The 13,760-nt window shown below is 74.5% G+C and carries 7 protein-coding genes; 6 read left to right on the top strand and 1 reads right to left on the bottom strand.

Going from position 1 to position 13,760, the window contains the following annotated elements; genetic code table 11:
- The first annotated feature begins 47 nt into the window (after nt 1-47).
- From FHS37_RS07515 to FHS37_RS07490, 6 genes are all read left to right on the top strand, one after another.
- Nucleotides 48-2,717 carry a serine/threonine kinase C-terminal domain-containing protein gene (locus tag FHS37_RS07515; protein WP_184818342.1) on the top strand — a complete coding sequence of 890 codons (2,670 nt, stop codon included), beginning with the start codon at nt 48-50 and terminating at the stop codon, nt 2,715-2,717.
- Between the two features lie 180 nt (nt 2,718-2,897).
- Nucleotides 2,898-4,562: a serine/threonine-protein kinase gene (locus FHS37_RS07510; protein ID WP_184818816.1), complete on the top strand. Its 1,665-nt coding sequence runs from the start codon at nt 2,898-2,900 to the stop codon at nt 4,560-4,562.
- Between the two features lie 130 nt (nt 4,563-4,692).
- Entirely contained in the window at nt 4,693-5,916 is a 1,224-nt protein-coding gene (locus tag FHS37_RS07505; RefSeq protein WP_184818340.1) for a serine/threonine-protein kinase, read from the top strand.
- A gap of 112 nt (nt 5,917-6,028) precedes the next feature.
- A complete protein-coding gene (locus FHS37_RS07500) occupies nt 6,029-7,705 on the top strand; it encodes a serine/threonine-protein kinase (protein WP_184818338.1) in 1,677 nt (558 codons plus the stop codon).
- A gap of 1,250 nt (nt 7,706-8,955) precedes the next feature.
- The gene (locus tag FHS37_RS07495) at nt 8,956-10,569 is read left to right on the top strand and encodes a succinic semialdehyde dehydrogenase (protein WP_184818333.1); all 1,614 of its coding nucleotides are present in this window, start codon (nt 8,956-8,958) and stop codon (nt 10,567-10,569) included.
- A 44-nt stretch (nt 10,570-10,613) separates the two neighbouring features.
- Entirely contained in the window at nt 10,614-12,431 is a 1,818-nt protein-coding gene (locus tag FHS37_RS07490; RefSeq protein WP_184818331.1) for a GMC family oxidoreductase, read from the top strand.
- A 106-nt stretch (nt 12,432-12,537) separates the two neighbouring features.
- On the opposite strand, the gene FHS37_RS07485 is transcribed toward FHS37_RS07490, so the two are convergent.
- Nucleotides 12,538-13,542, bottom strand: coding sequence for an LAETG motif-containing sortase-dependent surface protein (locus tag FHS37_RS07485; RefSeq protein WP_184818329.1), 1,005 nt, complete (start codon nt 13,540-13,542; stop codon nt 12,538-12,540).
- Nucleotides 13,543-13,760 lie beyond the last annotated feature (218 nt).

The raw sequence follows: 13,760 nt of genomic DNA, 5'->3' as shown, positions 1-13,760 counted from the left end.
CCGCTGGACGAACGGAACTGACCGACCGTACGGCCGGGGGAGGCAACGTGGAGGACTACGCGGGACGGGTTCTCGCCGACCGCTACCGCCTGCCGCTGCCGCCCTCCGACGAGTACGAGCTCACCGAGACCCGTGCCTTCGACACCTACAGCGGCCAGGAGGTCCTGGTCAGGCAGGTACCCCTGCCGGAGGTCGTCGAGGCCGAGGTGCTCGACGCGGAGGGGCTGCCCGACGGATTCACGGCCCGTGACGGGGGTGCGCGGCGCGGCTCCGGGCCCGCGTCCGCGCGCGGGGGCACGCGGCGGCCCACCGATCCGGTGGTGCGGCGTGCGGTCGAGGCCGCGCAGGCGGCGGCCGCCATTCCCGACCACCCGCGGCTGGACCAGGTCTTCGACGTGTTCGCGGAGGGCGGTTCGCTGTGGATCGTCAGCGAACTGGTGGCCGCGCGGCCGCTGGCGGCCCTGCTCGCCGAGAAACCGCTGTCCCCGTACCGGGCGGCGGAGGTCGCCTCCGACGTCCTGACGGCCTTGCGCGTGCTGCACTCCCACGGCTGGGTGCACCGCAACATCACCGCGCGCACCGTGCTCGTCTGCGACGACGGCCGGGTGATGCTGACCGGTCTCGCGGTCGGCGCGGCGGAGGAGGCGCTGTGCGGCTACGACCCGGTACCGGCTCCGGACGGGGAACCGGGGGGAGGCACCGGAGAACGAGGAGGGGAGCGAGCCGGGGCGATCGAGGCCCTGGGCCCGGCGGCGCCCGTGGGAACGCCGGAGCCGGAGCGCGGCCCGTCCTGGCCCCCCGGGTCCACCGCCGCCCCCGCCGCGGCCAGGGACGCCACCTCGTCCCGCGATCCCGACGCCGCACGACGGGCCGCCATCGAGGCACGGGCCGGCCGACTGCCTTCGGGCGGGGTGGACACGGCAGGCGGGGTCTCCGCCGCGGCGGCCCCCCGGGCCCTGGGCGGCGCGGGAGACGTGCGGGCGGCGCGCGCGGGCGCGATCGCCGCGTACCGGGCGGGCGCCCGTGCCGCCGCCCGGATGCAGGAGGCCCAGCAGAGCGCCCGTGCCGCCCTGCCCGGAGCCCGGCCCGCCCCCGAGGGCGACGCACCGGTCCCCGCCCCGTACGGCAGCGGCTCCGCGCACCCGCCGTACCTCCCGGAGCAGGGCGGGGGCACGGGCACGGCGGCCGGTGCGGTCCCGCCGGGGCGGATAGCCGACCCCTACGGCGTGGGCGCCACCGGCCGGCCCGGTGCCGCACCCCGTACCGGCACCGGTATCGGTACCGGCACCGGTGGTGCGCCGACGGCCGGCAGCGCCGCGGCCGGCCGTGCTCTCGGCGCACCGGTCGACGCGCCGGAGTCCGGTGGAGCCGCCCCGCCCGCCCGTTGGGACGGCCTGGTGGCGCACACGCCCGCGCGCCGTGGCCCGACCACCGCGTTGGCCGCCGAGCGGGCACGGCAGGCGCGGATGGCCGTCGTCGGACCTGTGACGGAGCGGTGGGCGCCGGAGCAGGCCGGGCCCGTGCACGAGAACTGGCAGCTGGCCGCGCCGATCGGACCCGCGACCGACCTGTGGGCGCTGGGCGCCCTGCTGTTCCGGGCCGTCCAGGGACACGCCCCCTATCCGGAGGAGTCCACGGCCGAGTTGGTGCAGATGGTGTGCGCCGAGCCGCCCGCGTTCGCCGAGGAGTGCGGGCCGCTCAGGCCGGTCGTGGAGTCGCTGCTGCGTCAGGACCCCACCGAGCGCCCGGACTTCGAGGAGCTGCGCGGCTGGCTGCGTTCGCTGGTGCGGTCGGCGCCCGAGCCGGAGGCCGGCGTCCACGTGATAGCGGCTCCGCCGGCCGACGCGAGCCGGCTGCCGGTCGTACGGCGGCGGGGCGAGCTGGTGCGCAAGCGGCGCGCCGCCCTGCCCGCGCACCACGGACGGCACAAGCGGGCCAGACGGCAGACCGGCTCGCCGCGCCGGCTGGGCCGCACCCTGCTCCTGCTGGTGCTGCTCGCCCTGGCCGCGGCGATCGCGTACGCCGTGCTCTTCATGCCGAAGGCCGGCGAGGGGACCTCGGGCGCGGGGTCCACCGACCGCACCGGAGCGGCCGGCGAGGTCGGCGAGGCGCCGCGTTCGCCGGGCACCGGAGGCGGGGCGGGGGACGGCCGGACCTCACCGGACGCGGACGACGGTCCCGAGGGCGGTGCGAAGGAGACCTCCGGGGGCAGCCCCGAGGAGTCGGCCGCCTCCACCGGGACGCAGACCACCGGACCCGAGGTCGCCGAGGGCTTCACCCTGCGCGAGGACCCCGAGGGCTTCCGGGTCGCCGTCGCCGAGGACTGGGAGCGCACCGCGAAGAACGGCAGCGGGCAGGTGGTCTACTCCCGGGGTGACTTCGAGCTCGTCGTCGTGCCCGGCCGGGACAGTGCGGAGCGGTACGGCAGCGACCCCATGGCCTACCAGAGGGACGACGAGCGCGAGCTCCAGCCGTACCGCGACTCCAGCTGGGCCACCTCCACCGGCCTGAAGACCATCGAGGTGGGCGGACGGACCATGGCCGAGGGGCAGTTCACCTGGACCGGCGGCGACGGGGACGAGCTGTACGTCCGCAACCTCGCGGCGCTGATCGACGGCCGGTACCACGTGGTGCAGGTGCGCGGGCCGGAGGCCGAACGGGACGAGGTGACCCGGCTGTTCGAACAGGCGGCGGCCACCTACCGGTTCACCGGCTGACGGCACCGTAGCGCGGGCCCCGCACGGTCCCGTACGCCTTTGTACGCGCTGTGGTTGCCTCCCGTCCCGCAGAGCGACAACCATCACAGTGCGGTCTCCACGACGCCTCATCGGTTCCCAGGAGGGGACCGGGTACTTACCCTGGCCCTGTCAAGACCATTGCGGGGCAACGTGAATCAGATGCAGGGCCTGCTCGTCGCGGGCCGCTACCGGCTCGGCGAATCCATCGGCAGCGGCGGCATGGGCCGGGTGTGGCGTGCGCACGACGAGGTGCTGCACCGGTCCGTCGCCATCAAGGAGTTGACCGCCGCGCTCTACGTCTCCGACAGCGAGCAGGCCGTGCTGCTGGCCCGCACCCGGGCGGAGGCCCGGGCCGCCGCCCGGATCAACCACTCCGCGGTCGTCACGGTGCACGACGTACTGGAGCACGACGGCCGGCCGTGGATCGTGATGGAGCTGGTCGAGGGCCGTTCGCTGGCCGACGCGGTCAAGGACCGGGGACGCGTCGAGCCCCGGGAGGCCGCGCGCATCGGCCTGTGGGTGCTGCGCGCGCTGCGCGCCGCGCACACCGCCGGAGTCCTGCACCGCGACGTCAAGCCCGGCAACGTCCTCCTCGGCGGGGACGGCCGCGTGCTGCTCACCGACTTCGGCATCGCGCAGATCGACGGCGACACGGCCATCACCCGCACCGGGGAGGTCGTCGGCTCGGTCGACTACCTGGCGCCCGAGCGGGTCCGCGGCCACGACCCCGGCCCCTCCTCCGACCTGTGGGCGCTCGGCGCGACGCTGTACACGGCGGTGGAGGGCAGGTCGCCGTTCCGCCGCACCTCCCCGCTGACCACCATGCAGGCGGTCGTCGAGGAGGAGGCCACCGAGCCGCAGCACGCCGGCCCCCTCGCGCCCGTCATCGGCGCGCTCCTGCGGAAGGATCCGGCCACCCGGCCCGGCGCGGCCGAGGCCGAGCAGATGCTCGCCGAGGCGGCGGAGGGGCGTCGGCCGGCCGCGGCGCAGGCGTACGTGCCGACGCGGGCGTACGTGCCGGCGCAGCCCGCCACCGCTCACGTGCCGCTGCCGCACGCGACCCGGCCGGACACCGTCCTGCCCCCGCAGGTCCCGTCGGCGACCGGCCCCACGGCCGTGCACCCGCCGCACGCGCCCGTCGCCGCGCCCCGCCGGCGGGGGCGCCTGATCGCCCTGGTCGCCGCCCTGGCCGCGATCGTCGGCGGGGGGACCGCGGTGGTGCTGCAGCAGAGCGACGAGGGCACGGGGAAGGCCGGCCCCTCCGCGACCGCTTCCGGCACCCCGGCGCCCTCTCCCGACGCCCCGGCGCCCGCGCCCAACCCCACGATGAGCGGGGAGACCGAGTCCGCGGGCGGCCTCCCGGCGGGCTGGGTGCGCCGCACCGACCCCTACGGCTTCAGCGTCGTCCTGCCCGGCGAGCACTGGGAACGCGTCGTCTTCGACGAGGAGACCCGGCAGGTCGACTACACGCCCGACGGGGGCAAGCACTTCCTCCGCATCGCCGCCGACGACTCGCCCGACTTCGACGACCCGTACGAGCACCTGAGCGATCTGGACCAGCAGATAGGGCGGCGCCTGGTCGACTACCGGCGGGTGGGCCTGGAGCGCCGCGTCTACCGCGACCGGGAGAGCGCCCGGCTGGAGTACACCTGGACGGCGCTGGCCAAGGACACCGAATTCCCGGGGCCGTACCGGGCGGTGGACCAGATGTACCTCTCGCGGGACGGGGTCGAGTACGCGCTCTACATGGCCGGGCCGGCCGAGGACTGGGCCACGACCAGCCGGCAGTTCGAGACGGTGCTGCGGGGCTGGCGCGAACCCTGAGGCGCCCGGGCGCCCGCCCCCGGTGGCCTGACGCGCCTGACCCGCCCGGCGGCCTGGCGTGCGCGGGCACGCGCCGCTTGGCCGAATCACCGTACCGGAGGGGACACGTCCGGTGGGGCATGATGAGCACATGGGGACCGAGGGGGACACCGAGAACGGGACCGCGCGGCCCGACGCCCGTGTCATCGCGGGCCGTTACCGCCTGGAGGCGAGGCTCGGGCGCGGTGGCATGGGCGTGGTCTGGCGGGCCACCGACCAACTGCTCGGACGCGGCGTCGCCGTCAAGGAACTCCCCCTGGACGAGACGCTCTCCGCGGCGGAGGCCCGGCGGCAGCGGGACCGCACCCTGCGCGAGGCCCGTGCCCTCGCGCAGTTGAGCCACCCGCACATCATCGTCGTCCACGACGTCGTCGAGGACGGCGAACACCCGTACATCGTCCTGGAGCTGATCGACGGCGGCTCGCTCGCCGACCGCGTCGCCGCGTACGGCCCGGTGGACGCCGCCGAGGCCGCACGGATCGGCATCGACCTGCTCGGCGCGTTGCGGGCCGCCCACACGGCCGGCGTCCTGCACCGTGACCTCAAGCCCGCCAACGTCCTGCTGGAGAACGGCACCGGCCGGGTCGTCCTCACCGACTTCGGCATCGCCCGGCTCTCGGGCTCCACGACGCTCACCGAGACCGGCTCCTTCGTCGGCTCGCCCGAGTACACCGCCCCCGAGCGGATGTCCGGCGCCCGGACGGGACCGGAGTCCGACCTGTGGTCGCTGGGCGCGCTGCTGTGCACGGCGCTCAGCGGCGAGTCGCCGTTCCGGCGCGACTCGCTCGGCGGTGTCCTGCACGCGGTCGTGGCCGACGAGATCCGGCCGCCCGCCGAGGCCGGGCCGATCCTGCCCGTCGTCCGCGGCCTGCTGGAGCGCGACCCCGCACGGCGGCTGGACGCGGACCGGGCCGAACGGATGCTGCGGGCCTTCCTCGAGACGGGCCGTACGCCGGAGTCCGCGCCGCTCGTCCTGCTGCCGACCGCGCGGGGCCCGTCCCGGCGGCGGCCCCCGGCGCGGCGGGGGGAGGGGGACGGGCACCCACCGGCCCTCCCCGAGGCCGAGGAGCGCGCCGTGCGGCGGCAGCCCACGAGGAGCGTGCTCGTGGCCGCGCTGGCGGTCGCCGCGATGGCGGGGGCGGGCATCTCCGCGGCGGCGCTGCTCGTGCAGGAGCGGGACGGCGACGGAGGCGGCACGCCGACGAGCACGGCGCCCGGGACACCCGTGAGCGAATCGCCCTCCGTGTCCCGGACCCCGTCCCCGGATCCGTCGGGCACCCCCACGGCGACCGGCTCCCCGCCCCCGGCCGCATAGCCGCGTACGCATAGCTGAATAAAAGGGAGATAAGTCCCGGTGGGCGTCACGGGTCTGTGACCGGTCCGCGTTCCGAGTGGATACGCGGTGGCGCGCGCGATATGGATGAACCATGAGCGACGACGGGGGAGCCCGCCACGGGGCCGACGAGCCAACCAGTTTTGGTCTGCGACCGCCGAACCCGAACCCGCCCGCGGCCGTGCCGCACCCCGGCAACCCGTACGCGGCACCCACGCAGGTGGTCCCGCAGCAGGCGCAGAACCAGAACCGGAACCAGGTGCCGCCCGCGCACGACCCCGGCGCCGGGCGGCTCATCGCCGGCCGCTACCGGCTGCTCGCCAAGCTCGGGCACGGCGGCATGGGCACGGTGTGGCGGGCCAAGGACGAGACGGTGGACCGCGAGGTCGCCGTCAAGGAGCCCCGCGTCCCGGACCACCTTCCCGAACGCGAACGGTCCAACACCTTCGAGCGGATGCGCCGCGAGGCCCGTGCCGCCGCCCGGCTCGACCACCCGGCGGTGGTCGAGGTGCACGACGTCGCGATCGTGGACGGCCAGCCGTGGATCGTGATGGAGCTGGTCCAGGGCCGTTCGCTGGGCGCCGTCCTGCAGGAGGAGGGCACCCTCTCCGCGCGCGAGGCCGCCCGGGTCGGCCTCGAGGTGCTCGGCGCGCTCGAGGCGGCGCACGCGGCGGGCGTCCTGCACCGGGACGTGAAGCCGGACAACGTGCTGCTCGGCCGGTACGACCGGGTCGTCCTCACCGACTTCGGCATCGCCCAGATCGAGGGCGAGACCAACCTGACCGACACCGGCGGCTTCGTCGGTTCCCCCGAGTACATCGCGCCCGAGCGGGTGCTGGGCCGGCGCCCCGGTCCCGCCTCCGACCTGTGGTCGCTCGGGGTGGTGCTGTACACGGCCACGGAAGGCGTCTCGCCGTTCCGCCGCAGCAACACCCCCGCCACGCTCCAGTCGGTGCTCAACGCCACGCCCGCACCGCCCGCCTCCGCGCAGGGGCCGCTGGCCGAGGTCATCACCGGCCTGCTGCAGAAGGACCCGGCGCACCGTCCGGACGCCGCCCGGGTCCGTGCCCTGCTGGAGGCGACCGCGAACCCGCCCGAGCCGCAGCCCACGCAGGTCGTGCAGTCCCCCGTCCCCGGCTCCGGCGGCGGGGGCATCCGGCTCGGCCGCAGGACGCTGATCGGCCTGGGCGCGGCGGTCGTGGCGGGAGCGGTGGCGGCCTACCTCGTGATCGCGGACCCGTTCGCGGGGCCGCTGCCGGAGGGCTGGAAGAAGCACGAGCTCGGAGACCGGGCGGGCATCACCCTCGCGGTGCCGGAGGACTTCGTGAAGGACAAGCCCGCCGACGACTCGGACGGGACGGTCGTCTCCTTCACCGACCCGAGCGGGCTGGTGAGGGTCGAGACCGACCGCGACCTCAAGGCCGAGGACGAGGAGGGCGAGCTCGAGGCCTCGGCGTCGGAACGGGCGTTCGCGCACTGGAACGAGCTCAAGGACGGCGAGTACAGCTGGGGCATCGCCGGCACCCCGGCGCCCGAGGGCCGGCCGCGCGAGACCAAGTACAAGGACCGCGAGGCGGCCACGAACACCATCGTCTACACGACGACCACCACGCCGGCGCTGGTGCGCGAGGCGCAGGTCATGTACTACCGGAACAAGGACGGTGACATGTACCGGCTCTGGATCGTGTACCCGGGCAAGGGCTACTTCGCCGACGAGGGACGCGAGATCGCCCGTACGGTGATCGCCAACTGGGAGGTCGACAAGCTCTGAGCGCGTCGACAGCGGCGTGTCCCGCAGGTGGTGACGGGACGTGAGCGACGACGGTGGCGCGAGGGGCGCCCGGGGCCGACCGGTCGGTGGACGGCACCGGCTGATCGAACGCATCGGCTCCGGCGGGACGGGCACCGCCCTGGCGGGCGTTCGACGAACGCGTGGAGCGCGAGGTCGCCGTCGAACAGCCCCGGTCGCCCGGCGAACCGGGGGACGAGCGCAACCGGAAGGCGACCCGCCGGCCCCACCGGGAGGCCCGGGCCGCCGCTCGCGTCGACCACCCCGCCGCCGTCTCCCTCCACGACGCCGTCGAGGGGGACGGACCGGACGGGCCCGAGGAACCGGCGGGCTCCCGCGGGTCGTCATGGAACCGGTCCGCGGCGAATCCCCGCAGCGAGTGCTCGAGCGAGGTCCCCTGCCGCCCGCCGAGGCGGCCCGGACCGGTCCCGCGGTCCCCGGCGCCCTGCGCGCCGCGCACTCCGCCGGCATCGTGCGCCGCGAGGTGAGGCCCGTCGACGTCCTGCCCGGACCGCACCGGCGAGTGGTCCTCACCGACTCCGGGACCGCCCGGGCCGCGGTCCGGACACCGGAACGGCCGCCGGGCGGACCGCCCGCGCCACCCCCGCCGCTGGTTCGGGGGCCACCGCGGGCCCGGGGGTCACCGGTCGGACCGCCCACCGCGAGACCGCCATGGACGCGGTCCTCTTCCTCCCGCCCGGGTACCGGGAGTCCGCCCGCGAGGGCAGCGCGCGCCACCGGCCCAGGTCCGTGGCCCACGAGGGCGACGGCGGCATCCGGGTCCGTCTCACCCACGGGGACAGCGCACCCCGCTCCCCGGTGGCGCGGGCACGGGACGCGCACGCGGGCCGGGACGGCCACGACGGGGACGCGTGCACGCGGTACGCGCGCACCGGCGTCCAGGACCACGAGGCCGTCCCGGCCGACACGACCTACGGTCCGGACGAGAGGCCCACGTGCGTCACGCACCCGGTGGTCCGCACCGACGACGGCCGCACGTACGGACTCCGCGGCGACGTGCCCCGGGGCGCGCCCCGGGAGGAGGAGGGGCGGCGGTGTTCGAGGGCGTCCGTGACCGACTCGAGGTCGGAAGACGGTGATCCGGGGCCGTCTCCTCGTCAACGCCCTGATCAGGGCATTTGTTGCCAGTGTTCACTGGCGTGGTACGAGCGGTCGGTGAATCTGTTACCGACGGGTACACAAAGCGTGCTCCCGGGCATACCCTGCGGCTCATGACGGACGCGCAGACCCGGGAAACGACCGGCACCAATCCCCTCGCCCCCGCCCCGGAGGGCGCCCGCACCGCCGCCGACGTGGTCACCCCCGAACTGGTGGCCCAGCTCACCAAGGGGGTCGTCGGCTCCGGGCGCACCGCCAACCACACGCCGTTCACCGGCGAGAAGCTGGCCGACCTGCCCGAGTCGACGCCCGAGGACGTGGCGAAGGCCTTCGAGGCGGCCCGCGCCGCCCAGGCCGTGTGGGCGCAGATCCCGGTACGGGAGCGCGCCGCCGTCCTGCTCCGCTTCCACGACCTCGTGCTCGAGCGCCAGGCCGAGGTGCTCGACCTGATCCAGCTGGAGACCGGCAAGGCCCGTCTGCACGCCCACGAGGAGGTCCAGGCCGTCGCCGTCGCGGCCCGCCACTACGGCCGCCGGGCCGCCGCGTACCTGAGGCCCAAGCGGCACGCGGGCGCCGTGCCGGCCCTCACGAAGGTCACCGAACTGCGCCACCCGCGCGGCGTCGTCGGCCAGATCGCCCCCTGGAACTACCCCCTCGAACTCTCCGTCGGCGACGCGCTCCCGGCGTTCGTCGCGGGCAACGCGGTCGTGATGAAGCCGGACACGGAGACCTGCCTCACCGCGCTGTGGGCCCGTGACCTCCTCGTCGAGGCCGGACTGCCGGCCGACGTCTTCCAGGTCGTCCTCGGCGAGGGGCCGGTCGTCGGCCCCGAGGTCGTCAAGCACGCCGACTACGTCTCCTTCACCGGCTCCACCCGCACCGGCCGCGAGGTCGCCCAGGGCGCCGCCGCCCGGCTGGTCGGCGTCTCCCTCGAACTCGGCGGCAAGAACGCCATGCTGGTGCTCCAGGACGCCGACCTCGACAAGGCCGCCGCGGGCGCCGTGCGCGCCTGCTTCTCCTCCGCCGGCCAGCTGTGCATCTCCATCGAGCGGCTCTACGTCCACGAGTCGATCGCCGACGCCTTCCTGGAGCGCTTCACCGCCCGCACCAAGGCGATCCGCCTCGGCACGTCCCTCGCCTACGGCGCAGACATGGGCTCCCTGGTCGGCGAACGCCAGCTGGACGCCGTCACACGGCACGTCGAGGACGCCGTCGCCAAGGGCGCCAAGGTGCTCGCGGGCGGCACGGCCCGTCCGGACATCGGCCCGTACTTCTACGAGCCGACCATCCTCGACGGCGTCGAGGACCCCATGGCCGTCTGCACGGAGGAGACCTTCGGCCCGGTCGTGTCGGTCTACCGCTTCTCGACCGACGAGGAGGCGGTCGAACGCGCCAACTCCACCCCGTACGGACTGAACTCCTCCGTCTGGACGAAGGACGCCCGGCGCGGCCGCGAGGTGGCCGCCCGGCTGCGCACCGGCACCGTGAACATCAACGAGGGCTACGCGCCCGCGTACGGCAGCGTCCAGTCGCCCATGGGCGGCATGAAGGACTCCGGACTCGGCCGCCGGCACGGCTCCGAGGGCATCCTCAAGTACACCGAGGCCCAGACCGTCGCCCACCAGCGGCTGCTGCCGATGGCCCCCTCGCTCGGCATGGACGACGAGAGGTACGCGGCGTTCATGAGCCGGAGCCTGCGCCTGATGAAGGCATTCCGTTTCCGCTAGACCGCCCGGCCCCCCAGCACCGGGGCTTTCAACGAGGAGAGCACGTGTCACAGGAGAACTCCGTCCACGAACCGGACGCCGACTCCGCGTACGACTACGACGTCGTCGTCGTCGGCTCCGGCTTCGGCGGCTCGGTCTCGGCGCTCCGCCTGACCGAGAAGGGCTACCGCGTCGGCGTCCTGGAGGCGGGCCGCCGCTTCACCCGGGAGTCCCTGCCGAAGAACTCCTGGGACCTGAAGAACTACCTCTGGGCCCCGAAACTCGGCATGTACGGCATCCAGCGCATCCACCTGCTGGGCAACGTCATGGTCCTGGCCGGCGCGGGCGTCGGCGGCGGCTCCCTCAACTACGCCAACACCCTGTACGTACCGCCCGAGCCCTTCTTCGACGACCCGCAGTGGCGGGACATCACCGACTGGCAGGAGGAGCTGAAGCCGTACTACGACCAGGCGCGGCGCATGCTCGGTGTGCGGCTCAACCCGACGATGACCCCCTCGGACGTGCACCTGAAGGCGGCGGCCGAGCGGATGGGCGTCGGCGACACCTTCCACCTGGCCCCGGTCGGCGTCTTCTTCGGCGACGGGGAGGACGCCGACGGGAAGGTGAGGGCCGAGCCCGGGCAGGAGGTGCCCGACCCGTACTTCGGCGGGGCGGGACCGTCGCGGCGGGCCTGTGCCGAGTGCGGCGAGTGCATGACCGGCTGCCGGCACGGTGCGAAGAACACCCTCAACGAGAACTACCTCCACCTCGCCGAGAAGGCGGGCGCGGTCGTCCACCCCATGACGACGGTGGTGTCGGTGACGGAGGACTCGCAGGGCGGATACGCCGTCGCCACGCTCCCCACCGACGACCGCCGCAAGGGCAGGGGCCGTACCTTCCGGGCCCGCCGGGTCGTCCTGGCCGCCGGTACGTACGGCACCCAGACGCTGCTGCACCGCATGAAGGCGAACGGACAGCTGCCGCACCTGTCGGACAGACTGGGCGAGCTGACCCGCACCAACTCCGAGGCGCTCGTCGGCGCCCAGACCGACGACCGCCGCTACCGCAAGGTGACCGGCTCGCCGAAGGTCGACTTCACCCGCGGTGTGGCCATCACGTCCTCCATCCACCCGGACGAGAACACCCACATCGAGCCGGTCCGCTACGGCCGCGGCTCCAACTCGATGGGCGGCCTGTCCGTCCTCCAGGTCCCGTACGCGGGCGGCGGTTCCGGCGCGGCCAGGGTCCTGGGCTGGCTGGGCAACGTCGCCCGGCACCCCTGGCTGCTGCTGCGTTCCCTGTCCAACCGGCGCTGGTCCGAGCGGACCATCATCGGCCTGGTGATGCAGTCGCTGGACAACTCCCTGACGACCTACCTGAAGCCGTCCGGGGTCGGCCGCGGCCTGCTCACCGCCCGGCAGGGGCACGGCGCGCCCAACCCCAAGCAGATCAAGGCGGCCACGGACGGCGCGTCCGTCCTGGCGGCCGAGATCAACGGCTTCGCGGGCTCCAACGTCGGTGAACTGACCGGGATGCCGCTGACCGCCCACTTCCTGGGCGGCTGCCCGATCGGCGCCTCCCGCGAGACCGGCGTGATCGACCCCTACCACCGCCTCTACGGCCACCCCGGCATCTCGGTCGTGGACGGTGCGGCGGTGTCGGCGAACCTGGGGGTGAACCCCTCCCTGACCATCACGGCCCAGGCCGAGCGGGCGATGTCGTACTGGCCCAACAAGGGCGAGGCCGATCCGCGTCCGGAGCAGGGCGCCCCCTACCGGCGCCTCCGGGCGGTCGAGCCGAAGTCCCCGGCGGTCCCGGCGGACGCGTTCGGCGCGCTGAGGCTGCCGTTCCTGGGGATGCCGGCGGTGCCGCCGAAGAAGTGACGGAGAACGACGGAGGACAAGGGAGAAGGACCTGGGCCCCCCTCCGAGCCCAGGTCCTTCTCCCTTGTCCTGTGCGGCGCCTCGCGCGAAGCGCCGTCAGGCGTTCCTACGCCTCCGTGCCGGCCTTGCGCCGACGCACCACGAACACCGCTCCGGCACCGGCCACGACGGCGGCACCGCCGACCAGGCCGATCATCGGAAGAGCGGAGCTGGAGCCGGTCTCGGCGAGGCTGCCGGTGACCTCCGGAGTGTTGGAGGCCGGCTTCTTGTCCGTCACGGGCGCCTTGCCGCCCACCTGCGGCTTGGTGCCGTCGGTGTCCGTGCCGGCGGACACGATCTGGAACCTGTACGACACGTCGCCGAAGCCGGTGCACTCGCCGTCGGCGTCGCCGTAGATCGTCGCGCCGAGCGAGAAGCCCGCACCGACCGGGGCGGAGGCCTTCACGTTGAGGCGCATCGGGATGCCGACCTCGTAGCCCGGCTCGAGCTCGTCGGTGTAGCCGACGTAACCCACCGCGTAGCCGTCCTCGCTGAGGTCCTCCCAGACCTTGGCGTCGGGGTTCCAGGCCTGGAGCCGGACCTGCTTGCTCGTGAACAGGTCCAGGCCGTCCGCGTCGGAGGAGGCCCCGGCGAAGAAGTCCAGGTCCTGGAGCGTGGAGTCGGAGTCGTTCAGCACGTTCAGCGAGAACTTGTGCCAGCCGCTGCCCGCGGAGATCTTGCCGGGCAGGCCGGTGATGCTGACGTCGACCTTGGTGTCCGCGCACACGGACGGCTCGGGGTCCGGGGACTCCGTCTCCTCCGGCGCCGACGTGCTCGGGGCCGGGCTGGTGGCGGAGGAGGACGTGCTCGGCGCCGGGGCCGACTCGCTCGTGGAGGAGCTGGGCTTGGGCTCGCCGGTCTCGTCGGTCGACCCCGTCGACTCGCTCGCGGACGGCGAGGGGGACGTCTCGGTCGTCTCGTCGGTGGTCGAGGACTCGGTCGCGGAGGCGGTCGCGGAGGCGCTCGACGCGGGCGCGGGGTCGGTCGCGTACGCGGCCGGGGCGGCGAGAAGGGCGACCGGGGCTATCACTGCCGTCGCGGCCGCTGCGGCCATGGCGCGGCGAAGCTTCATGAAGACCTCGGGAAGTTCGGTGTGCCGCGAGTGCGGCACGGGTGGAAGGCGCCTCCGTGCGGGGCGCACGGGTGTGGTCCGTGAGTTTTCAGTGAGTTCGATCGACGACGTCCGCGGATGGTTGTCCTGGCCCTCACGGAATTCTTATGTGAGGTGGGTCACCCCTGGGGGCGGTGATCGTTGACGTACGCTCGGCCGCCTACCGGCCGCCGGGAGAA

Origin of the sequence: Streptomyces griseomycini (assembly GCF_014203535.1) — a bacterium.
Lineage (GTDB): Bacteria > Actinomycetota > Actinomycetes > Streptomycetales > Streptomycetaceae > Streptomyces > Streptomyces griseomycini.
Note: the sequence above shows the minus strand (reverse complement) of the source record. Positions and strands in the feature narration are given on the sequence as shown.

Bases quoted from the DNA above. Each gene is read 5' to 3' on its own strand.
- FHS37_RS07510 (WP_184818816.1), top strand. From the start codon at position 2,898: ATGCAGGGCCTGCTCGTCGCGGGCCGCTACCGGCTCGGCGAATCCATC.
- FHS37_RS07505 (WP_184818340.1), top strand. From the start codon at position 4,693: ATGGGGACCGAGGGGGACACCGAGAACGGGACCGCGCGGCCCGACGCC.
- FHS37_RS07500 (WP_184818338.1), top strand. From the start codon at position 6,029: ATGAGCGACGACGGGGGAGCCCGCCACGGGGCCGACGAGCCAACCAGT.
- FHS37_RS07495 (WP_184818333.1), top strand. From the start codon at position 8,956: ATGACGGACGCGCAGACCCGGGAAACGACCGGCACCAATCCCCTCGCC.
- FHS37_RS07485 (WP_184818329.1), bottom strand. From the start codon at position 13,542: ATGAAGCTTCGCCGCGCCATGGCCGCAGCGGCCGCGACGGCAGTGATA.